This is a genomic window from Williamsia sp. Y712, assembly GCF_059445525.1.
The window spans coordinates 1451566-1473626 of sequence record NZ_JCAIUN010000001.1; the positions used below are offsets into that span (position 1 = coordinate 1451566).

The window sequence follows — 22061 nt, forward strand, 5'->3', positions numbered from 1 at the left end:
CAACGTCGAATATAGAAGGAGCACAACATGTCTTCGCCCCAGGCTTACATCGTCGATGCGTTGCGTACCCCGGTCGGGAAGCGGAACGGTTCGCTGGCCAAGGTCCACCCCGCCGATATGGGTGCACACGTCATCTCCGCCCTCGTCGAGCGCACCGGCATCGATCCGATGACCGTCGACGACGTCATCTTCGGCTGCGTCGATGCAATCGGCCCGCAGGCGGGCAACATCGCCCGCAGCGCCTGGCTCGCCGCCGGCCTGCCCCTGGAGATCCCCGGCACCACCGTCGATCGCCAGTGCGGATCGTCGCAGCAGGCCATCCACTTCGCCGCCCAGGCCGTGATGAGCGGAACCCAGGACGTCGTCGTGGCCGGTGGCGTGCAAAACATGAGCGCCATCCCGATCTCCGCCGCGATGCTCGCAGGCGCCGAGTACGGATTCGACAGCCCTTTCCTCGGATCTGTGGGCTGGGACAAGCGTTTCGGTGACGCAGAGGTCTCCCAGTTCGTCGGTGCCGACATGATGGCCAAGAAGTGGGACATCAGCCGCGACGACATGGAGCGCTGGGCACTGCAGTCGCACGAGCGCGCCCGCGCCGCCATCGCAGCAGGCCGCTTCGATGCCGAGACGGTTGCACTCGGCGACTGCGTCGTCGACGAATGCCCCCGCGAGACGTCGCTGGAGAAGATGGCCTCACTGCAGGTCCTGGCCGAGGGCTCGGATCTCACAGCCGCCGTCGCCTCACAGATCTGCGACGGTGCGTCGGCCACCCTGGTCGTCTCCGAAACCGCACTCAAGCAGTACGGCCTGACCCCGCGGGCCCGGATCCACCACATCTCGGTCCGCGGCGACGATCCGGTGATGATGCTGTCCGCCCCCATCCCGGCCACCAAGCACGCGCTGTCCAAGACCGGACTGACCATCGACGACATCGATGTCATCGAGATCAACGAGGCCTTCGCACCCGTGGTGCTGGCCTGGCTCAAAGAGACCGGCGCCGACCCGGCCAAGGTCAACCCGAACGGCGGCGGCATCGCCCTCGGACACCCGCTGGGCGCCACCGGAGCCAAGCTCTTCGCGACGCTCCTGCACGAACTCGAACGCACCGGCGGCCGCTACGGCCTCCAGACGATGTGTGAAGGCGGCGGCACTGCCAACGTCACGATCATCGAACGGCTCTGACGGGTTCGGTCAGTTCGCCGCGGTGTGAGGGCGGCGGCACTGCCAACGCCTGAGATCATCGAACGGCTCTGACGGGTTTGATTACCCACCTCGCGTTCTTTGTGCCGCCCACCTGCAAGTGCAGGTGGGCGGCACAAATTCGGGTGCCATGAGATGGGCGGTGGCGCGCTCGGTGTGAGGTAGCGCATACTGGTTTGCGACAGACTTGGATTTTCGTTCCAACGTCCCGCAAATGACCAACGGCTCGTGGAGGCTCGCGCAATGACCAAACCAGCAGATGTGGCAAAGCAGCAGGTCCGAGATGAGAAGTCGGCGGATACGCTGTCGCTGCAGGCGTTGCTCGAACTGCAACGCGCGGCATTCCTGCGTGACGGGATCCCGGATGCCAAGACCCGTATCGACCGGATCAATCGTCTGCAGTCGCTGCTCCTCGATCACGCGGAGGAGATCGCCGAAGCGCTCAACGACGACTTCGGCACCCGTCCCCGTGAACTGTCGATGGCAGCGGATATCGCCGGTTGCATGATCGACCTGGCACACCAGAAGAAGCACCTCTCCGGGTGGATGAAGACATCGACGCCGGGTAAATGGTTGGCCCGCGCCGGCCTGCGCCAAGAACTCCGGCACGACCCCAAGGGTGTTGTCGGGATCATGGGTCCGTGGAACTTCCCGCTGCAGCTCACGATCGTCCCGGCCGGATCAGCGTTCGCTGCCGGTAACCGCGTGCTGATGCGTCCGTCGTCGGTCACCGCCAAGACCACGGCCGTGCTGGCAAAGCATGCGCCGAAGTACTTCGAGCTCGAAGAGCTGGCCGTGCTGACCAGTGCTCATGGTGGTGGGTCCGACTTCGCAAAACTCGAGGTCGATCACATGTTCTTCACCGGATCGCCTGATGTGGGCGCTTCGGTCGCCGCGGAGGCAGGCAAGAACCTGGTGCCGGTGACACTCGAACTCGGTGGCAAGAACCCCGTGGTCGTGGACATCGACGCCGACATCGCCAAGGCCGCCAACGGGGTCGCCGATGCGCGTCTGGTCAATGGTGGTCAGGTCTGCCTGTGCCCCGACTACGTGTGGGTACCGGAGTCCAAGGTCGGCGAGTTCACCGACCGTGTGCTGGCCCGCTGGCGCACCAACCTGCCGACGATCAAGGACAACCCGCAGTACACGTCGACGATCAATGAGAAGAACTTCAACCGCATCGTCGGTCTGATCGACGATGCCGAAGCTCTCGGTGCCACCAAGCATCAGGTGATCCCGGCGGGGGAGAAGTTGCCGGATGCCCAGGGGCGCAAGATCCCGCCGACGCTGCTCACCGGTGTCAAGGCAGGCATGAAGATCGAAGAGGACGAGGTCTTCGGACCCGTCCTCACGGTGTACCCCTACCGGGAACTCGATGAGGCGATCACCCACATCAGCAGCCACCCGCACCCGCTGACGATGTACTGGTACGGCGACTACAACGACCGCTTCACCAAGCTCGCCGACTCGACCCGATCGGGTTCGATCAACGGAAATGACTTCGCGGTCAACATGTTCGGCCCGGATCTGCCGTTCGGCGGTATCGGCCGCAGCGGTATGGGCAACTATCACGGCAAGTTCGGCTTCGATACCTTCTCGCACACGCGGGCGATTGCCTTCTCGTCGTTGAAGCTCACCGTCTCGGAGATGATGTCGGCGCCGTTCACCTCGCGTGACACCAAGACCACCAACATTCAGCTCAAGGTGTGGAACTTCTTCACCAAGCGATCCATCAAGAAAAACGGCAAGAAGTAACCTCGTAGGTCGAATGGATTCCGCCACCCGCGGCGACCTCTTCCGGCAGCCAGGCAACCAAGCGCTTGCTAGGCTATCGATGGAGGTGGTCGCAGGTGGCGGAAAGCCGCGGGACAAAGAAGCAGGGCGCCGGTCAGGCGAGAAAGGCCGGGGCGGCTGATGCGGCCAATGGTCGTCCGTCACGGCGTGATGAATTGCTGGCGGTGGCAAGTGGGCTTTTTGCTGAACGTGGACTGCGGACCACCACCGTCCGCGACATCGCCGATTCGGCGGGCATCCTTTCCGGCAGTCTGTATCACCATTTCGACTCCAAGGAGTCGATGGTCGACGAGATCCTGAAGTCGTTCCTCGATTCGCTCTTCGAGACCTATCACGAGGTGGTCGCGGCCGGTATGCCGGCGCGAGAAACCTTGACTGCCTTGGTGATCGCGTCGTTCGAGAGCATTGACCGCGATCATTCGGCGGTGGCCATCTATCAGGACGAGGCCAAGCGGCTCGCCGGCCAGGAACGTTTTTCGTACATCCAGGATCGCAACGTCGAGTTCCGCACCCTGTGGAGCGACGTCCTGACCAGGGGTGTGGCCGACGGCAGTTTCCGGCCTGATCTCGACACCGAACTGGTGTACCGCTTCATGCGCGACACGGTCTGGGTTGCCGTCCGCTGGTATCGCCCGGGTGGCGAGCGGACCGCCCGCCAGGTGGCCGATCAGTATCTGAGCGTCGTGCTCGACGGGATCGTGCCACGCTGACCGCTTCGCCGTCTCGGCGGGTGCGCCGTGGCAAGCTGTCGGAATGCTGCAGATACGGGTCATCGCCCCAGGTGAACACGCAGATCGCATCGTAGAACTTCTCTGCGAGGACACCGCTGTCAGTAACGTGACGGTACTTCGTGGTGTGTCGGTCAAGCCCGAAGGTGATGTGATCGAGGCCTACATCGCCAGGGAAGGTGCCAACGAGGTCGTCGATATGTTGCGGGACATGGGAATTCACCGGTTCGGCAGTATTCATCTGGCCCCGGTCCCGACGTGGGTCTCTCAGAGCGCTCGGGAGGCCGACCGGGCGACACCGGGGGCGAGTGCAGATGCGGTTGTCTGGGCCGATGTCACACAACTGGCCTACGACGACTCCGAATTCAATTGGACCTTCGCAAGTTTCATGGTTTTGGCGACCGTGCTGTGTGCGGTGGCCATCGTTCTCGATTCGAGCATCCTTCTCGTCGGTGCGATGGTTCTCGGTCCCGAGTTCGGGGCCGTCGCTGCGCTCGGGGTCGCACTGGTACGCCGCCGGATGACGCTTCTCGGACGCGCATTGATGACCCTGAGTGGTGGATTTCTGCTGGCCATCGTGGCCACGACCATCGCAACCCTCGTCGCACGCGGCTTCGGCTGGGTGACGGTGGCCGATGTGACCGAGTCCCGGCCCGACACCGACTTCATCTACACCCCGGACAAGTGGTCGTTCATCGTTGCCGTGATCGCGGGGATCGCTGGGGTGCTGTCTCTGACATCGGCCCGGCTGGGTGGGCTGTCCGGGGTCTTCATCTCCGTGACAACCATTCCCGCCGCGGGCAATGTCGCACTGGGGTTGGCTTTCGGAGTCCGGGACGCGATCGTCGGCAGTGGTTTGCAACTGGTGATCAACCTCGCCGGGATGGCCATCGCGGGCTGGCTGACGCTGGCGGTGCAGCACATGGTGTGGTCCAAGATCTCGGCGTATCGCGCCACCCTGCCCATCGGTCGACGGCTGGGTGATCGGTGGCAACGCGAACCGTGAGGGGCGTCGGCGCTTCTAATACGGCGGTTGACCGCTGACGTCTGGGCGATACCAACTGCGGCGGGTCCGGGGCAGTCCGCTGACGCCGTCGTCGCTGGGGCATACCGCCAGTACCTGGTGGATGGTGAGACGTCGCGCCTCCTCGAACCCGAGGGCACTGGCTGCGAGATAGAGCAACCACGTGCGGGCTCGTTGCGCCCCGACCAGTGCCACAGCGCGGTCCCACGACCGCAGCAGATTGTCGACCCAGGCGCGCAGGGTGAGCGCGTAGTGCTCACGAAGTGCCTCACTGTCGCGAACCTCGAGGCCGGCCTGCTCCAGCGCATCGATTGTCTTGCTCAGCGGCAGGATCTCGCCGTCGGGAAACACGTAGTGGTCGATGAAGGTGGCCGACGGGTTGGGGTCGTCGGGCAGGGAGGTGACCCGGGCGATCGCGTGATTGAGAAGCCGACCACCGGGTTTGAGTAATCCGTCCAAGGTGCCGGTGTACGTCGGTAGCTGCGAGAGCCCGACGTGTTCGGACATCCCGATGCTCGAAATGGCATCGTAGGGGCCGTCATCGACGTCGCGATAGTCCTGAAACCGGATCTCGATCTGTCCGGAGAGACCGGCATCTGCGACCCTGGTCTTCGCCAATTCGACCTGTTCCTGGCTCAACGAGACACCCACCACGTCGACCCCGTACGTCTTCGCTGCGTGGATGGCCATCGTGCCCCACCCGCAGCCCACGTCGAGCAGACGCATGCCGGGTTTCAGGCCGAGCTTCCGGCAGACCAGATCACATTTGGCGATCTGGGCGACGTCCAGATCAGTGACGCCGTCCTCCCAATATGCGCACGAATACACCATGCCGCTGTCGAGGAACAGGCGGTAGAAGTCGTTACCGACGTCGTAGTGGTGCGAAATTGCGGCGGAGTCGCGTGCTCGGCTGTGGAGTGGCCCGCGTTTGTGCCGCATCTCGACGGCCGGTGGTTTCGGTGGCGGTCCGACGGCGCCGAGTCTGGCCAGGGAACCCACGATGCGCAGGACCGCACCCGGACGCATGGTGCGGACGCGGTGTTCGCTGATCCGCGAGAGCAGTCCGGGGACATCCAGCAATGCGAAGATGTCGCCCTCGACCTCGAGGTCACCTGCCACAAATGCGCGGGCCAGGCCGAGTTCGCCTGGCGACCACAACATGCGACGGAGGGCAGTTCGATTCCGGAGGTGGACACGGGCGGCGCTGTCGGGCGGTCCGGCTTCGGAGCCGTCCCAACATCGCACGTGAATCGGGAGTTCAGTCCCTACGAGCTCTTCGAACGTCGAGAGCACACGTTGTGCGGCTGAACTCATCGAAGGACCTCCCTGCGCGAACGGTCAGCTGCTTCAAAAAGCTAACACTTTGGTTCGCGGGGAGTGTCCGAAGTGGCAAGAGTTCACCACCAGTTGATTTGGTGATCCGATCCCCGTGTAGGCCTTGCCCACGCGCACCGGCGTACGTGCCAAGGCCTACACGGGGTCAGGGGATCAGAACTTGCGCAGACCGTCCAGACGGCTCCGTGCCTGGGTCATGATCTGCTGGATGAGCTCATCACAGCTGGGCAGGTCGTTGATCATCCCGACCACCTGACCCGAAGCCAGGACTCCGGCTTCGGTGTTGCCGTCGACCAGTCCGGCCCGCAACAACATCGGGGTGTTGCCTGCCATGATGATCTGCTGCCAGGTGCGTTCGCCCGACTTGCGCATGGTGCGACCATCTTTGAGCATGGTCGACCACTTCATGCCGGTCATCCGCTTGAACTTGTTGGCGTTACTCGCGGCCGCCGCCAGTGCGGTTGCGCCACTGCCCGATTCGAGTTTGTCCACCAGCTCGGTCCGCAGCACCCGGTGCGGCATGCCGTCGACCTTCGTCGAGACGACGGTGTCGCTGAGCCCGCGTTCGAGATACTGCGCCTTGACCGAGTCGGGCACGGCACTGTCGCTGGTCAACAGGAATCGGGTGCCCATCGCCACGCCCTCGGCACCGTACGCCAATGCGGCAACCAGGCCACGGCCGTCGAAGAACCCGCCGGCCGCGACCACCGGGATGCCGTCGGGTCCGAGTGCGTCGAGCACACTCGGCAACAACAGCGTGGTGGCAACCGGACCGGTGTGTCCGCCACCTTCGCCGCCCTGGACGATGACGGCGTCGGCACCCCATGACGCGACCTTCACCGCGTGCTTTGCGGCACCGATCGACGGGATGACCACGATGCCATGATCTTTCAGCTTCGTGATGAGGTCAGGCTTGGGTGCCAGCGCAAACGAGGCGACCTTGACCTTTTCGCGGATCAGCAGGTCGATCCGCTCGGGTGCGTCGGTGGCGTCGGCGCGCATGTTGACACCAAAAGGCTTGGTGGTCAGCGTCTTCGTCTTCTTGATGGCCGCTTCCAGTTCGGAATAGGTCATCGTCGCCGAGGCCAGGATGCCCAGTCCGCCGGCGTTGGACGTCGCCGAGGTCAGCGATGGTCCCGACACCCAGCCCATGCCGGTCTGGACGATCGGGTAATCGATGCCGACCAGTTCGGTGAACCGGGTCGAAAGCGGAGATGCGGTCACTGTGCTGCCTTGTCAGACGGTACGGGCTTGACTTCCTTCTCCCGCAGCCCCTTCGGGTCGAGGACCTCACGAATGATCCGCAGTTCCTCGGCCGAGGGCGTGCGGGTGACCGCAGCATCGGCCAGGCCGGCGATCTCGAAGCCCGTGTTCTCGGCGACCTCTGCGGCGTCGACGCCGGGATGCAGAGAGACCGCACGCATGGTGTGGCCGGGGCCTTCGAAGTCGAAGACACCGAGGTTGGTGACCACGCGGGGGATGTTCAGGTACTTGAACGCCGGGTTCTCGGGGTCGATCTTGTCGTAGCCGACACCGGAGACCACATCGACATCGGTGAACACCCGAGCGGAATGCTTGGCAACCCAGTAGCTGGTGGGGTGGTTGATGGTGTTTCCCGGTGCGCCGCGGGATCCGAACATCTGGCGGGTGGGGTGCTGGAGCGGCCCGAACGATGCGAGGTTCTGGTTGCCGTACCGGTCGATCTGGTTGGCGCCCATCACCACGTGCCTGCGGCCGGACGCGACCACGTCGAAGACCTTGCGGAACGGCATCCATCCTTCGATGGCGCCGGAGCGTCCGACGGCCGGGGTGTCGGCGAAGATCATGGATTCGCCATCGGTGATCAGCAGGTCGGGTTCGGTGGTCAGGCGCGCCAGCCGGGCGCCGATCAACGGGGTGGTGGACATCGGCGAGGCCATGATTTCGCCTGCGCCGGTGAAGATCTCGGCGCACGCGAGGACGCAGTACTCGGCGCGTGTCACATCTGACGCGGTAATCGGGGTAGTCACTGTGCGGCCTCTCGCTCGGAGTTCCATTTTTCGACCTCTGCCTGATAGACGTCTTCGGGCACGGTCAGGAACCGGTCGGAGAACGCCTGCCAGGCCTCGGGGGTTTTGGCCGACTCGGCGTAGAACCGCTGGAAGGCCTCGTCGCGCCCGTATTCGCCTGCAAAGGTGAAGTGCGCACCGTTCGGGGTGTGCACCACCCGGTCGACATTGAGCCGGTTGAGCAGAAGACGCTGCACCGGAACCTTTTCCACCAGCTCCTCGGTGGTCACCAGGCGGTCGGTCTCGACGTAACGCCGCTTGGCCGCACCGCAGTAGAGGTCGTCGAAGTACGGGTCGACGCCGGTGTAGGCGGCGTTACCGTGCTTGTCGGCGATGTCGAGATGGACGAACGCCGCGTCGAGTTCCAGGGCAGGCATCGCGATCAAGGTCTGGTGGCGGCCGTCCTCGTCGGGGTAGGGCGAGGTGATCGTGCTCAATTCGCCATCCCAGAAGTTCGGGACGTCGGAGCCGAGTCCGGCGCGGATCGGCAGGAAGGGCAGGCGTGCAGCGGCGGCCTCGAGGCCGCACTTGACCATGCCCTCGTCCATCTCACGGACCGTGATGGCCCCGGTGGTGCGCGCGTGTGCGAACCACGGATCGTAGAACGGCGGGGAGTCGAGCGAGACGAAGCCGTAGTAGGCCTTGCTCACTTTGCCTGCGGCACAGAGCAAACCGAGATCCGCCCCGCCATAGGTGACCACGGTCAGGTCGGTGACGCTCGAACGGGCCAGGGCCCGTACCAGTGCCATCGGCTTACGCCGCGAACCCCAACCACCGATACCGATGGTCATTCCGCTTTCGATCTCGCCGATGATCTCGTCGAGGGTGCTGGTCTTGTCGGTTGCCATCTGGGCTCAAGCCCCCTTGGTTGTTGCGGTTTTTGGCTTGCCGGTTTCGACAAACGCGTCACGGTGCTCGTCGGCCACGCCGGCGAGGTTCAGTTCGAAGGTGTAGCCCTGTTCGAGGCGGTAGCTGTTCTTCACGTCGACCGGATCGATGCCGTTGATGGCTTCCTTGGCCGCCCGGATCACGCGGGTGTCCTTCGCGGCGATCTTGCGGGCGATCTCCAGTGCGGCCTCGTCGAGTTCGGCTCGCGGCACCACTGCCTGCACCGAACCGAAGTGCAGCAATTGCTGGGCGGTGACGTTCTGCGCGGTGAAGTACAGCGTGCGCATCGTGTGCTGGGGGACGAGCCGGGCCAGGTGAGTGGCGGCGCCCAGTGCCCCGCGATCGACCTCGGGCAGCCCGAAGATGGCGTCGTCGGAGGCCACGATCACGTCGGCGTTGCCGACCAGACCGATGCCACCGCCCACGCAGAATCCGTTCACCGCGACGATGACGGGCACCGCGCAGTCGTAGACCGCGGCGAAAGCGGCAGCGCATCCGCGGTTGGCGGCGACAAGGGCGTCGTATCCCTCGGTGGCCTGCATCTCCTTGATGTCGACGCCGGCATTGAACCCCCGGCCCTCGGCTCGCAGGATCACAACGTGGGTGTCCAGCGCCTGACCGGCGGCGATGATCGCCTCGCCGAGTTCGAACCATGCCGCCGACGGCAGGGCGTTGACCGGTGGGTAGTCGACGGTGACCGTGACGACTCCCGGTTCAACTGTGGATGTGGTGATCGGCATCAATGCTCCTCGCGTACTGTCCTGGTGTAGACCAACCAAGCAATTGCTTGGTACCTTAACACTCAAATTGCTGACTCGGAACGGAGCGTGGATGGACCTCGGCTTGCAAGGCCAGGTGGTACTGGTGACCGGTGGCGTCAGAGGTGTCGGTGCCGGTATCAGTGCGGTGCTGGCAGACCTGGGAGCCACCGTGGTGGCGTGTGCTCGGCGGCCTGCCGACGTACCCGATCCGCGGGTGGACTTCGTGAGCTGCGACATTCGCGACGCTGACGCGGTCACCGCGATGCTGGAAGACATCACCCGGCGCCACGGCAGTCTCGACGGGGCGGTGAACAATGCAGGCGGGGCACCGTTTGCACTTGCCGCGGACGTCTCACCTCGCTACCACTCGAAGATCGTGGAACTGAACATGCTCGCGCCGCTCATCATTTCTCAGGCAGCGCAGAAGATCATGCGTGAACAGCAAAGCGGCGGCTCGATCGTGAACGTCTCGAGCATGAGCGGCCATCGGCCGTCGCCCGGGACCGCGGCCTATGGTGCGGCCAAGGCGGGGCTCGATTCGCTGACCGGTTCACTGGCCGCCGAATGGGCACCGACCGTGCGGATCAACTCGGTGGTCGCCGGGGCGGTACGCACCGAGTTGGCGGAGTTGCACTACGGCGACCAGGCCGGGGTGGATGCCGTCGGCAAGACCATCCCGATGGGCCGTCTGGCCTCACCCGAGGATGTGGGCAATGCGGTGGCATTCCTGTTGTCGCCGTTGGCTTCCTACATCACCGGTTCGACACTGACCGTGCATGGCGGCGGAGAGAAGCTGGCGTTCCTGGACGCCGCCACCGCCGCGAACTCGGTCACCCCTACCAACACCTGAACCTGAGGAGATAATGATGAGTGGAATTGTTGACGGACGCGTTGTCATCGTGACCGGCGCCGGCCGGGGGATCGGCCGCGAACATGCGCTGGCCTTCGCCCGCGAAGGCGCGAAAGTGGTGGTCAATGACATCGGCGCCGGCCTGGACGGGACGGCCACCGGGGAGTCTCCCGCCGAGCAGGTCGTCGCCGAGATCATCGCTGCGGGCGGCGAAGCGGTCGTCAACGGCGACGACGTCGCTGATTGGGCCGGTGCGCAGAACGTGGTGGCGACCGCGATCAACACGTTCGGCGGCCTCGACGTGCTGGTCAACAACGCTGGTTTCCTGCGCGACAAGATGCTGGTGATGATGAGCGAAGAGGACTGGGACAACGTCATCCGCGTCCACCTCAAGGGGCACTTCGCGATGCTGCGCCATGCCGCCGCGTACTGGCGGTCCGAGTCGAAGGCAGGCAACACCCGGGCGGCCCGTGTCATCAACACCTCGTCGGGCGCCGGGCTGTACGGCTCGGTCGGACAGGGCAACTACTCCGCCGCCAAGGCCGCGATCGCCGAACTCACCATCCAGGCCGCGGCGGAGATGAAGGGTTACGGTGTCACGGTGAATGCCATTGCGCCGTCGGCTCGTACCCGCATGACCACCGGTTCCGGTGAGGCCATGGCCGCGCAGATGGCAGCGCCCGAGGACGGCTCGTTCGACGCGATGGATCCGGCGAACGTGTCCCCGCTCGTGGTCTGGCTGGGCTCCGAGGAGTCGGCTCAGGTCAGTGGCCGGGTCTTCGAGGTCGAGGGTGGAACCATCTCGGTCAGCGATGGCTGGCAGCGAAGCGTCAAGCGGGACAAGGGCGCCAAGTGGGATCCGGCTGAACTCGGACCCGTGGTGAAAGACATCCTGGAAGAAGCACCCACACCGATGCCGGTCTACGGGGCACGATGACCGCCGCGCCCACCGATGGAGAGCTGATCGCGGCGGCGAAGTCGTATGTCGACGCCCTGGTCAGCCATGACCCATCGGGGGTGCCGTTTCATCCGGACTGTGTTCGGATCGAGATGGGTATCAAGACCGGCCGCAACGGAGATCACCTGCGGCGCAGTCTGGCTCGCGGACCGCAGTTCCGTCTCATCCATGCGATCGGTGACTTCGAGGCCACGATCTCAACGGGGCGCGTCGTCCACGCGACGTTCTATGTGCATGTGCATCCGAAGCCACTGCGGCTACGGGCGTCCGTGACCGAGAGTTTCGAGTTCGACGAGACCGGCCGGATCATCAGGATCCTCGCGAAGTTCGGAGTCCCGCACCGTCGGTGACACCGCCGACCCGCAAACGCTCCACAAATACGAAGACGCTCCACAAATATGTGGAGCGTCTTCGCATAGGTGGAGCGTTTACGAATTATGCGATGGGGGCGCGGACCACCATCGGGACACCGGGGAAGTACGCGGCGAGTTCGGAGCGGCTGCGACGGAGCGCAGCGGTGCCGTAGCCGTGCTTGCGGTGGTTGGGTGCGATCCAGATCCGGACGTCGACCTCTCCGTCGGACAGTTCGCCGAAGACGATGCCCACCTTCTGCTCACCCTCGACGGCCACGAGCCACACGGCTTCTTCGTTGTCCATCCGGCTGTTGGCCGAGGAGATCTCTTCGCTGATCTCGGCGGCCGGTGTGCCGCTGCCGTCGCCTGCCGCACCCACATCGGCGGTCCGGGCTGCGAACAGGTCGGCATCGCTGTCTTTGAACGGCCGCAGGAAGAGCGTCTCGGCGGTCGCGGCCGGACGGTCGGTCTGGGTGAACGTGAGCTTGCTGTTGAGGTCCTCGAGCTCGGCGGCATTGGCGCGCCGTGCCGACACCGTCAAACGATCGAACGACATCCCCAGGACGGCCTCTGCACCGACGGCAGGCACCGAGAGCAGGTCTGCGATGGCTGCCACGGCGGCTGGACGGTCTTCGGCCCCGACGATGGCGTCGAGTACGGCATGGCGTTGTTCGAAAGCGGCTTCGAGTGCGGCGGTGATGTCGCGACGAATTGCGGCGCGGTCTGGATCAGTCATGGTGTGAGTCTATTGCGAATGTGCTCGTCGGGCCTGTTGACCCCGGTAGGCTCTACGTGCCGGAACCGGCGAACGAGGAGATCGACCATGCCCGCAGCGGTTCATGAACTGTTCCCGATCTTGTCCAGTCGCGACCTCGCCCGGCTGGTGGCGTTCTATCGCGCGGTCTTCGCAGCAGAGCTCGCCTACCAGTTCCCGGAGGAAGGTGAGCCGCAGTTCGTGTCGTTGCAGCTCGGATCACAAAGTCTCGGTATCTCGCCTGATCCGACCGCGCCGACTGCGGACACGAGTGGACGGGTGTCGCTGTGGCTGTACGTCGAGGCGTGCGACGCCGCCTTCGAGGCGGCGGTTGCTTCCGGTGCGAGCGCGGTCTCCCCGCCGGCAGACATGCCCTGGGGCGAACGGGTCGCCGAGGTCGTTGATCCGGACGGAAACCACCTGCATCTGGGCCAGGCGTCCGATCAGCCGGAATAGACCTTTCCGAAGGCCTGCGACGGGATTCCGCTCGCCAGATCGACGGTGAACACCCTCAGGTCGACGGCCGATTCGGTGATGTCCATGGTCATGAATCCGCGGTTGGAATAGTTCTCGTACAGCGCCGGGGTTTCCTTGGACGATCGGTCTTCGACGGACTTGGACGCGGCGCCCGACACGAGCTGGCGGGTGCCCTTCGACAAGGTGGTCGGATCGAAAACCTGCAGCGAGTGATCGTGCCCGGACAGGAAGAAGTGCGCGCGGCCTGCGATCTCCTGTTCGAAGAATTCCTTGACGAGGATGCCGTTGATCGGGGGGATCGGGATGCCGTCGTAGTGGCCGGCGCTGCCGTGAGGTCCGTTGTTGAGGTAGGGGTGGTGCGTTCCGACGATCTTCCACGTCGCCTTGGACTCGGCGAGTGCTTTTCGCAGCCATTGACGCTGCTGTGTCATGTACGTGCCCTGCGGTTCCCAATACGGCGCGAGGAAGGGCGGGATGTACGCCGCGATCGGATTGAGGTCGAGGATGAAGAACTCGACCAGTGGGGTCTGCTGCGGTACCGCCACCGAGTAGTAGCGCCTGGGCATGTACCAGCGCGATGACCGCGAGTGGTACGCCACCTCGGCATCACCGCGCAACAGCCAGCCACCGTCGCCGGGAAACACCGCGGAGTTGTCGTGGTTGCCCAATGCCATCACCCACGGGAAGTCGAGGCCGGTGTTGGGCTTTTCGAACTTCTCGTCGAACTGATGGTCGTCGGGGCCGTTGGGGCCGGTCTCATAGATGTTGTCGCCCAGCCCGACTGCCATCCCGAACGGGTTCTGCGCGTGCAGTGCCCGGGCCGCCTTGGTCACCGCGTACTGGGGCGCCTCACCGGTTCCGGCGTCGCCGGTGATCAGAATCCGTGCCGTCGAACCGGTTTGGGGAAACGGGAACCGGCCGTTGTTCGCGGGTGCAGCCTGCGCTGTGCCTGCCAGGGCGATTCCGGCGCCTGCCGCTGCCGCGGTCCCGGCCAGGAACGTGCGCCGGCGGATGCCGGAACGAGATGGTGTGGGCTGCTCACTCATGGCGGGGTGTCTTTCTGCGAATCAACGAGCTGGACCGGTGGCGGGGTGAACGTGCTTGGAGCCGCCCGGCACCCGCCAGGACTGAGCGTATCGCTGACCCGAGCGTGGATCACTGCGGTTGTCGATGAAATACCAATCCATCTGTGTGGCAGCCGGGGTCACGGTCAGGACCGCGTAACCGTGGGCATCGGTGTCGACCCAGCGCAGGTGGTGATTGATGTTGGTGAGTGCGGCCGAAGCGACCGCGCCGGCGGTGTATTCGGGGACCCCGACGATGTCGTCGACGTTGTTGGAGGTCACCGAGGTGACCACCAACTCGGTACCAACGGTGCCTGCGCCCGGATAGTTCGCGGCGTCGACGGGTAGGTCGCAGGCGAAAGACATATGGATGTCGCCGGTGATGAACACCGCGTTGTCGATGTTGTTGTCTTGCAACGCCTGGTAGAGCCGCTTGCGGTCGGCGGTGTAGCCGTCCCACGCATCGGCGTTCAACGGGACCCCGGCCTGCGGGACACCGAGTAGTTCGGTCAGTGCCTCGGTGGTGCGTGGTTCGAGCGGCGGGATCAGGATGGGGCTGATCATCACCGGGTTGCCGATGATCTGCCACGTGGCAGGCGACGAGACGACACCACCGGTCAGCCACGACATCTGCGCGGCGCCGGTGATGGTGGCGGCCGGGCTGTCGGTTTTCGCGGACGTCATCGATTGCTGTGCACTGCGGTACGTCCGCAGATCGAGCATCGTGAGTTCGAGCAGGTTTCCGAAGCGCAGGCGGCGGTACAGATGGCGGCCGCCGGCGTCGACTTCGGGCCGGACCGGCATCCACTCGTAGTAGGCCTGCTCGGAGGCGGCTTTGCGGGCCTGCCAATCACCCTCGGCCGCACTGTGATTTTCGGCGCCCGAAGCGTAGGCGTCGTTGGCCGATTCGTGGTCGTCCCAGGTGCAGATCCACGGCACATTGCGGTGCGCACCCTGCAGGTCGACGTCGGATTTGTACTGGCCGTGCCGGATTCGGTAGTCGGTTAGCGAGACGATCTCGTGTGGCGGCTCGTGGGTGCGGACCGACCCGTCATGTCCGCCGTACTCGCCGACCCCGTACTCGTAGATGTAGTCGCCGAGGTGGACGATCGCGTCGAGGTCCGGTTGTGCGGCCAGATGCCGGTAGGCGCTGAAGTATCCGGCCTCATAGTTCGCACAGGAGGCAACACCGAATCGCACCTCGGCCACGTCGGCGGCCGTCGCGGGTGCTGTTTTTGTCTGCCCGGTCGGGGAGACGGCACCGGCAGCCGGACCGCTGACCACGCGGAACCGATAGTGGTAGCGGGTATTTGGTGCCAGACCACCGGCATCGACCTTGACGGTGAGGTCGCGGTCGGGTCCGGTATCGGCGGTCCCGGACGAGACCACCGACGCAAACCCCGGATCGGTGGCGACGTCCCAGGCCACGGAGGTGGCACCGCCGCGACCGGACCCCGGGGTGGCGTCGGGGGTGGGAGTGACACGGGTCCACAGGATCACGCGATCCGGCAGCGGATCACCCGACGCGATGCCGTGCCGGAATGCCGCTTGGGGCGCTGGACTATCGGCGCCCGCGCGCCCGGCATAGACCGTCCCGAGGATGCCAACGGTTCCGACTGCGGCTCCGCCGAGAAATGCGCGACGAGACGGCGCAGTCCAGGTGGGCGCCGGCACCGCCGGCTGGGGATCTGAGGTAATTGTCATTGCGCACAAATCCTGGCATACCCGGCGACCCCGAGCATCCGATCGGGTCACCTTCGCAAAGAATTCTTTGCGACCCACCGGTGAACACTTGGCTGTGTGGCCCCCTGCGCCGCCGCGCGTCAACTCATTTCGGTTCGCAGATGACCACCGGGATCTTGCGTTCGGTCCAGCCCTGATAGGTGTCGAAATCGGCGTAGATCTCCACCAGCTGCGGCCACAGGCGTTCGCGCTCAGCGTCGGTGGCCTCGCGGGCTCGCATCACCGTGGTGTGCTTGCCGTCCTGGATGGTGACGTCGGGGTTGTCCCTCAGATTGAGGTACCAGGCCGGGTTCGATGCCATGCCACCCTGGGAGGCGACCACCACGATGTCGGCGCCGTCGCGCAGATACAGCAGCGGAACAGTGCGCGGCTTCCCGGATTTGCGGCCGATGGTGGTCAGCAGGATGACCGGGACCGGCTTCTTGAAGCCGGCGCCGACCCTCCAGTTTGCCCCGACCTTGCCCCCGCTCATCTTGTAGACGCGGGTGTTGATGCGTGATCCGAGCTTGATGATCGTGCCGACGGCCTTCGAATTGAGGGCCTTGGGGGTTTCTTGCGGCGGCATAGGAGCTCAGATCCGTTCGATGATGGTTCCGGTGGAGAGCGCTCCACCGGCGCACATGGTGATCAGGGCGGTGGACGAGTCGGAACGCTCCAATTCATGCAACGCGGTGGTGATCAGGCGCGCCCCGGTGGATCCGACCGGATGGCCGAGCGCGATCGCGCCGCCGTTGACGTTGACCTTGTCCATGTCGGGGTTGTGAACCGCGGCCCAGGACAGCAGCACTGACGCGAAGGCCTCGTTCACCTCGAAACGGTCGATGTCGGAGATGGACATCCCGGCCTTGGTCAGGACCTTCTCGGTGGCCTGGACCGGTCCGTCGAGGTGGTAGTACGGCTCGGCGCCGACCAGTGCTTGCGCGACGAAGCGCGCACGAGGCTTGAGCCCCAACGCCTTTGCCTTGTCCTCGTCCATGATCAGAACGGCGGCGGCGCCGTCGGAGACCTGCGACGAGGTGCCTGCGGTGTGGATGCCACCCTCGACCACCGGCTTGAGCTTGGCCAGCGACTCCAGGGTGGTCTCGCGCAATCCCTGATCGCGTGCGACATCGAGGATGTTGCCGGTCAGCTCGCCTTCCTTTGTCCGCTCGGGTGCCTTCAGCGAGAAGATCTCCCGGTCGAAGCGGCCCTCGTCCCAGGCCTGCTTGGCGAGCTGCTGGCTGCGCAGTCCGAGCGCGTCGACGTCCGCGCGGGTGATCCCGCGCCGGTTCGCGATACGTTCTGCGGCCCCGAACTGATCGGGCATGTCGATATCCCACGATTCGGGGCGTCGTTTGCCCGCACCTTCGAGCATCACGTTGGCGCCGAGCGGAACTGCTGTCATCGACTCGACACCGCAGGCGATCCCGACGTCGATGGTGCCGGTCGCGATCAGGCCGGCGATCAGGTGATTGGCCTGCTGGGCAGAACCGCACTGGCAATCGACTGTGGTCGCCCCGGTCTGCCACGGGAGCCCGGCATGCAGCCACGCGGTCCTGGTGACGTTGTTCGATTGCGCACCCACCTGCATGACGCAGCCGCCGATGACCTGCTCGACCTCGTTCGGGTCGATTCCGGCGCGTTCCACCAGAGCTTTCTGGGTCGCTCCGAGCAGTTCCGCCGGATGGAGTCCGGAGAGCCATCCCGCTCGTTTGCCGATCGGGGAGCGGGTCGCCTCGACGATCACCGGTGTTCCCATGTCATTTCCTTTCGTACCGCGAAAAAGGTCGTTGTCCATACGAAACTAGAACAAGTTGCCAACTGGACACAAGTCCTATTACAGCAGGTAGTGGCCTTGCTGACCATTGTGCTCTACGATCGACTAGAACACGTTCATGCAGAGGATTGAGGGGAATGCAATGACGCAGGCCGAGCAGGTGTGCCCGTTCGTGAAGGGGTTCGACTTCACCAGTCCTGACCTGTTAGAGCAGGGTATCCCGGTCCGGGAATTCGCGGAATTGCGCAAGACCGCCCCTGTCTGGTGGAACGCCCAGGAAGAGGGCAAGGGTGGTGGCTTCCACGATGGTGGGTATTGGGTTGTCAGCAAGCACGAGCACATTCGGGCGGTGTCGAAGAACAACGACGATTGGTCCACCAACGAAAACGGTGTGATCATGCGGTTCGACGACGAGATGACCTCGGAGCAGCTCGACATCACCAAGGCGCTGCTGATCAACCACGATCCGCCGGAGCACACCCGTCTGCGCAAGCTCGTGGCGAAGCTGTTCACGCCCAAGGCCGTGCACGCGCTTGAGGAGTCCCTCGAAGAGGCGGCCCAGAAGATCGCCCGTGATGCCGCTGCCAAAGGGGAAGGCGACTTCGTCGAGGATGTTGCGGTCAATCTGCCGCTGATGGCCATCGCCGATCTGCTCGGCGTGCCTGCCGAAGACCGTGAGCGGCTGTTCCACTGGTCGAACACGATGATGAACACCGACGATCCCGAGTTCAACGAGCCCCTCGAGGGTGAAGAGCTCAGTCCGGCGCAGATCGCCTCGGCCGAACTGCTCGGCTATGCCTACACGATGGCCGAGGAGCGCAAGAACTCCCCGAAAGACGACATCGTGACGGCACTCGTCAATGCCGACATCGACGGGCAGTCCCTCGAGGAGATCGAGTTCGGCTACTTCGTGCTGCTCCTCGCGGTGGCAGGCAACGAGACCACCCGAAATGCGATCAGTCACGGGATGAACGCCTTTATCGACAACCCGGATCAGTGGGAGCTGTACAAGCGGGAACGTCCGGCGACCACGGCCGACGAGATCGTCCGCTGGGCCACGCCGGTCAACTGCTTCCAGCGCACCGCCCGCCACGATCTTGTTCTCGGCGATGTCGAGATCAAGAAGGGCCAGCGCGTCGGGATGTTCTACGCATCGGCGAACTTCGACGAAGAAGTGTTCGAGAATCCCTTCGAGTTCGACATCCTGCGAGACCCCAACCCGCACGTGGGATTCGGTGGTCACGGCGCTCATTACTGTGTCGGAGCGAACCTGGCACGGATGGAGATCAACCTGATCTTCAACGCCATCGCCGACCACATGCCGGACATCACCAAGCTCGCCGAGCCGCGCCGCCTGCGGTCCGGCTGGATCAACGGTGTCAAAGAGATGACGGTCAACTACGGAACCGGTTGCCCCGTCGCCCACTAGTCACGAACATCCAGTGTGGCCCCACCCTTTGAAAGGGTGGGGCCACACTGCTGTCGGCACAACCACACTGCTGTCGATACGAGGGACTCGCGCGCGTGTCGATACAGGGGACCGCGCGCGCAAAAACTCGGTCCCGCGTACTCCGTGGAGTACGCGGGACCGAGAAGAGCGAGCGGGAAAGGGTCGATCAGGCCTTGCGGACTGAGTTGATCGTCTTCTCGACTTCCCAGAAAGCGCGCAGCGCAGCGATTTTGCCGTCGGGGTTGGCGCGGTACGTGAACACGCCCCGGGCTTCGGAGACGTGTCCGGCGATGTGGGTGACGATCTTGCCGATATAGGCGACCTCGTTGCCGCAGATGATCTCCTCATCGAAGAGGAACTCGATCTGTTCGGTGGCGCCGATCGACATGTCCCAGAACTGACCGATGCGGTCGTGCCCGGTGAAGCCGATGCCTTCTTCGTCGAACATCGAGGGGCCGACGGGATCTTGTACGATCCCGTCGGTGGCGAACAGGTTCACCCAGGCGGCCTTGTTGCGTGATCCCACGTACTCGCGGGACATCCGGCCCGCAACCACCGCGGGGTTGTTGGCGCGGTCGATGTTCATGTAGGCCGGTTGTGCCTTCGTCATCATGTCTCCGTCGTGTCGGTCGTCGCGTCGATGTCAGTGCGTGGGCTTGTCGGCGCCCACGAGCCACATCGAAAAGTACTGCGATCCACCACCGTATGCATGGCCGAGTGCCTTACGCGCGCCGGCCACCTGGTGATCGCCCGCCTTGCCCTGGACCTGGATGGCGGCCTCGGCGAAACGGATCATGCCGGAGGCGCCGATCGGATTCGACGACAACACGCCGCCCGACGGATTCACCGGCAGCTTCCCGCCGATGGCGGTGTCGCCGGACTCGGTCAGTTTCCAGCCCTCGCCCTCGGGCGTGAAACCCAGGTTTTCGAGCCACATCGGCTCGAACCACGAGAAGGGGACATAGATCTCGGCGACGTCGATCTCTTCGAGTGGATTGGAGATCCCGCCCGCCTTCCACAGTGCGGCGGCGGCATCACGGCCGGCCTGCGGACTGACGGTGTCTCGGTGGGAGTACGACAGCGGTTCGGTCCGCATGGCCGAGGCGTGGATCCAGGCCACCGGAATGCCCTGGGCCACTGCGTCGTCTGCGGTTTCTTCGTCACCGATGACCACTGCGCAGGCGCCGTCGGACGACGGGCAGGTCTCGTCGTAGCGGATGGGATCCCACAACATCTGTGAACTCATCACCTTCTCGACCGTGATGTCGGGCTGGTGGAGATGCGCCAGGGGATTGAGGGCGCCGTTCTGCCGGTCTTTCGCGGCGACGATCGCGCCGATGTGATCGGGAGCGCCGGACCTTCGGATGTACGAGCGGACGTGGGGGGCGAAGAAACCACCCGCGCCTGCGCCGACCGGCATGGTGAAGGGCACCGGAATCGACAATGCCCACATGGCATTTGATTCAGACTGCTTCTCCCATGCGATCGCCAGCACCCGCCGGTGCACGCCGGAGGTGACCAGCGAGGCCCCGACGTTGGCGGTCGAACCACCCACGGATCCGGCCGTGTGGACGCGGATCAGTCGTTTGCCCTCTGCACCCAGCGATTGCGCCAGTGCGAGTTCGGGCATCATCGTGCCCTCGAACAGGTCGGGTGCCTTGCCGATCACGATGGCGTCGATGTCGTCCATCGACACCTGGGCATCTTCGAGTGCCTTGTCGATGGCTTCGCGGCACAGGCCGGCCATCGAGACATCATGGCGTTTGGCAACGTATTTGGTCTGCCCGGTGCCGAGCACCGCAGCGCGATAGCGGCCCATCAGTTTTTACCTTTCGAGGATCCGGCTGCGTCGCCGGCCAGCGCGACGACCATGTTCTGTTGCAGAAGTGGACCGCTGGTGGCGTGGGCCAGTGCGGTCCCGGCGTTGCCGGCCAGGATCGTGGTCGCCGCGTAGCCGATCCGTTCGAGTCCGGCCGAGAACAGCGGGTTGGCGGCCAGCGCGCCGCCTGACGGGTTGATGATCACCGAATCATCCAATCCGAGTTCGGACTTGAGGATCAGTTCCTGGTGGCTGTACGGCGCATGCAATTCGGCGACGTCGAACGTGCGATTCTTGCCGAGCGCAGTGTCGCCGGCGAGTTTCGTCGATGGCGACTTCGTCAGATCTCGGGCCCCGAAGTTGGGGGTGTCGATGCGATGATCCCAGCCGGTGATCCATGCCGGGTTGGCCACCAGCTCCCGGGCGCGATGTTCGCTGGCCAGGATGATCGCGGCGGCGCCGTCGGTGTAGCGGCAGACATCGTGGGCGCGAAGGGGATCGGCGACGTAGTCGGACTTGAGGAGTTCATCCACCGAGGCTCCGGAACCCCTGGCGGCCACTGCCGCCATGTCGGCTTCGGTCCACGCCCCGGAATCGAGGCCGGCCCGGGCCTGCAGTGCAGCGAGAGACCGTGCGTCGGGCCACAGCGGGGCGACGGTGTGCGGGTCGGTCTGCAGCGCCAGCACCTGATCGGTATTGGAAGCCGACGGCTTTCCGAATCCGTAGGCAAGAGCAACGTCGACCTCGCCGGTGGCGATCTTCACCCAGGCCTCGTAGAGGGCCCAGGCGGCGTCCATCTCGACGTGCGATTCGTTGATCGGCGGGACGGCGCCGATCGAGTCGATCGCCGAGATGAATGAAAAGGCTCGCCCGGCAAGATAATCCGAGGAACCCGAGCACCAGAAGTCGATGTCGGTGCGGCTGATCCCGAGGTCGGCGTACAGCTTCTGGAAACACGGCACCAGCATCTCGACGCCGTTGGTGGTTCCGAACGTCGCATCGACGTGGGGACTGTGCGCAAATCCGATCACGGCGATCGGGGGCATGTCGCGGTATGTG

At 64.6% G+C, this 22061-nt stretch carries 22 protein-coding genes; 9 read left to right on the forward strand and 13 right to left on the reverse strand.

Going from position 1 to position 22061, the window contains the following annotated elements:
- The first annotated feature begins 27 nt into the window (after positions 1–27).
- From AC1D75_RS06830 to AC1D75_RS06845, 4 genes are all read left to right on the forward strand, one after another.
- Positions 28–1182: an acetyl-CoA C-acetyltransferase gene (locus tag AC1D75_RS06830; protein WP_495514532.1), complete on the forward strand. Its 1155-nt coding sequence runs from the start codon at positions 28–30 to the stop codon at positions 1180–1182.
- Between the two features lie 261 nt (positions 1183–1443).
- Positions 1444–2955, forward strand: a complete 1512-nt coding sequence (locus AC1D75_RS06835; protein ID WP_495514533.1) for an aldehyde dehydrogenase family protein — start codon at positions 1444–1446, stop codon at positions 2953–2955.
- 194 nt (positions 2956–3149) lie between these two features.
- Positions 3150–3704, forward strand: coding sequence for a TetR/AcrR family transcriptional regulator (locus AC1D75_RS06840; RefSeq protein WP_495515997.1), 555 nt, complete (start codon positions 3150–3152; stop codon positions 3702–3704).
- A 127-nt stretch (positions 3705–3831) separates the two neighbouring features.
- Entirely contained in the window at positions 3832–4728 is an 897-nt protein-coding gene (locus AC1D75_RS06845) for a DUF389 domain-containing protein (RefSeq protein ID WP_495514534.1), read from the forward strand.
- Between the two features lie 15 nt (positions 4729–4743).
- Here the strand turns inward: AC1D75_RS06845 and AC1D75_RS06850 are convergent, their stop codons facing one another.
- The 5 genes from AC1D75_RS06850 to echA20 form a co-directional block, all read right to left on the reverse strand.
- Complete coding sequence (locus AC1D75_RS06850) at positions 4744–6060, reverse strand: class I SAM-dependent methyltransferase (protein ID WP_495514535.1); 1317 nt, start codon at positions 6058–6060, stop codon at positions 4744–4746.
- A 174-nt stretch (positions 6061–6234) separates the two neighbouring features.
- On the reverse strand, positions 6235–7305 hold the full coding sequence (locus tag AC1D75_RS06855) for an NAD(P)H-dependent flavin oxidoreductase (RefSeq protein ID WP_495514536.1): 1071 nt from the start codon (positions 7303–7305) through the stop codon (positions 6235–6237).
- On the reverse strand, positions 7302–8117 hold the full coding sequence (locus AC1D75_RS06860) for a CoA-transferase subunit beta (protein WP_495514537.1): 816 nt from the start codon (positions 8115–8117) through the stop codon (positions 7302–7304). Before AC1D75_RS06860 ends, AC1D75_RS06855 begins: the two co-directional genes overlap by 4 nt.
- On the reverse strand, positions 8087–8977 hold the full coding sequence (locus tag AC1D75_RS06865; RefSeq protein WP_495514538.1) for a CoA transferase subunit A: 891 nt from the start codon (positions 8975–8977) through the stop codon (positions 8087–8089). The genes AC1D75_RS06860 and AC1D75_RS06865 overlap by 31 nt, the downstream gene beginning before the upstream one ends.
- Positions 8978–8983: 6 nt before the next feature.
- The gene (gene echA20 / locus AC1D75_RS06870; protein WP_495514539.1) at positions 8984–9757 is read right to left on the reverse strand and encodes a (7aS)-7a-methyl-1,5-dioxo-2,3,5,6,7,7a-hexahydro-1H-indene-carboxyl-CoA hydrolase; all 774 of its coding nucleotides are present in this window, start codon (positions 9755–9757) and stop codon (positions 8984–8986) included.
- A 91-nt stretch (positions 9758–9848) separates the two neighbouring features.
- On the opposite strand from echA20, the gene AC1D75_RS06875 reads away from it, so the two are divergent.
- The 3 genes from AC1D75_RS06875 to AC1D75_RS06885 are packed head-to-tail and all read left to right on the forward strand — an operon-like array spanning position 9849 to position 11936.
- Positions 9849–10628: an SDR family oxidoreductase gene (locus tag AC1D75_RS06875; RefSeq protein WP_495514540.1), complete on the forward strand. Its 780-nt coding sequence runs from the start codon at positions 9849–9851 to the stop codon at positions 10626–10628.
- Positions 10629–10644: 16 nt separating this feature from the next.
- Entirely contained in the window at positions 10645–11565 is a 921-nt protein-coding gene (locus AC1D75_RS06880; RefSeq protein WP_495514541.1) for an SDR family oxidoreductase, read from the forward strand.
- Complete coding sequence (locus tag AC1D75_RS06885) at positions 11562–11936, forward strand: DUF8021 domain-containing protein (RefSeq protein ID WP_495514542.1); 375 nt, start codon at positions 11562–11564, stop codon at positions 11934–11936. The genes AC1D75_RS06880 and AC1D75_RS06885 overlap by 4 nt, the downstream gene beginning before the upstream one ends.
- Positions 11937–12021: 85 nt before the next feature.
- Here the strand turns inward: AC1D75_RS06885 and AC1D75_RS06890 are convergent, their stop codons facing one another.
- On the reverse strand, positions 12022–12675 hold the full coding sequence (locus tag AC1D75_RS06890; protein WP_495514543.1) for a GNAT family N-acetyltransferase: 654 nt from the start codon (positions 12673–12675) through the stop codon (positions 12022–12024).
- A gap of 87 nt (positions 12676–12762) precedes the next feature.
- Between AC1D75_RS06890 and AC1D75_RS06895 the strand changes: the two genes are divergently transcribed.
- Positions 12763–13149, forward strand: coding sequence for a VOC family protein (locus AC1D75_RS06895; RefSeq protein ID WP_495514544.1), 387 nt, complete (start codon positions 12763–12765; stop codon positions 13147–13149).
- Here AC1D75_RS06895 and AC1D75_RS06900 read toward each other — a convergent pair.
- The 4 genes from AC1D75_RS06900 to AC1D75_RS06915 all read right to left on the reverse strand — a co-directional run bounded on the left by AC1D75_RS06900 (position 13137) and on the right by AC1D75_RS06915 (position 17715).
- Positions 13137–14216, reverse strand: coding sequence for a metallophosphoesterase (locus AC1D75_RS06900; protein ID WP_495514545.1), 1080 nt, complete (start codon positions 14214–14216; stop codon positions 13137–13139). The genes AC1D75_RS06895 and AC1D75_RS06900 overlap by 13 nt on opposite strands.
- A gap of 21 nt (positions 14217–14237) precedes the next feature.
- Positions 14238–15938 carry an alkaline phosphatase D family protein gene (locus AC1D75_RS06905; RefSeq protein WP_495514546.1) on the reverse strand — a complete coding sequence of 567 codons (1701 nt, stop codon included), beginning with the start codon at positions 15936–15938 and terminating at the stop codon, positions 14238–14240.
- Positions 15939–16062: 124 nt separating this feature from the next.
- The gene (locus AC1D75_RS06910; protein ID WP_495514547.1) at positions 16063–16542 is read right to left on the reverse strand and encodes a nitroreductase family deazaflavin-dependent oxidoreductase; all 480 of its coding nucleotides are present in this window, start codon (positions 16540–16542) and stop codon (positions 16063–16065) included.
- A 6-nt stretch (positions 16543–16548) separates the two neighbouring features.
- A complete protein-coding gene (locus AC1D75_RS06915; RefSeq protein WP_495514548.1) occupies positions 16549–17715 on the reverse strand; it encodes a steroid 3-ketoacyl-CoA thiolase in 1167 nt (388 codons plus the stop codon).
- A 160-nt stretch (positions 17716–17875) separates the two neighbouring features.
- Here AC1D75_RS06915 and AC1D75_RS06920 point away from each other — a divergent pair, with 160 nt between their 5' ends.
- Positions 17876–19162: a cytochrome P450 gene (locus AC1D75_RS06920; RefSeq protein ID WP_495514549.1), complete on the forward strand. Its 1287-nt coding sequence runs from the start codon at positions 17876–17878 to the stop codon at positions 19160–19162.
- Positions 19163–19349: 187 nt separating this feature from the next.
- Here AC1D75_RS06920 and AC1D75_RS06925 read toward each other — a convergent pair whose 3' ends face one another.
- From AC1D75_RS06925 to AC1D75_RS06935, 3 genes are read right to left on the reverse strand one after another with little or no spacing between them, the layout of a single operon-like run.
- Positions 19350–19793, reverse strand: a complete 444-nt coding sequence (locus AC1D75_RS06925) for a nuclear transport factor 2 family protein (RefSeq protein WP_495514550.1) — start codon at positions 19791–19793, stop codon at positions 19350–19352.
- A 33-nt stretch (positions 19794–19826) separates the two neighbouring features.
- A complete protein-coding gene (locus tag AC1D75_RS06930) occupies positions 19827–21002 on the reverse strand; it encodes a thiolase family protein (RefSeq protein WP_495514551.1) in 1176 nt (391 codons plus the stop codon).
- The gene (locus AC1D75_RS06935; protein ID WP_495515998.1) at positions 21002–22048 is read right to left on the reverse strand and encodes a thiolase family protein; all 1047 of its coding nucleotides are present in this window, start codon (positions 22046–22048) and stop codon (positions 21002–21004) included. The genes AC1D75_RS06930 and AC1D75_RS06935 overlap by 1 nt, the downstream gene beginning before the upstream one ends.
- Between the last annotated feature and the right edge of the window lie 13 nt (positions 22049–22061).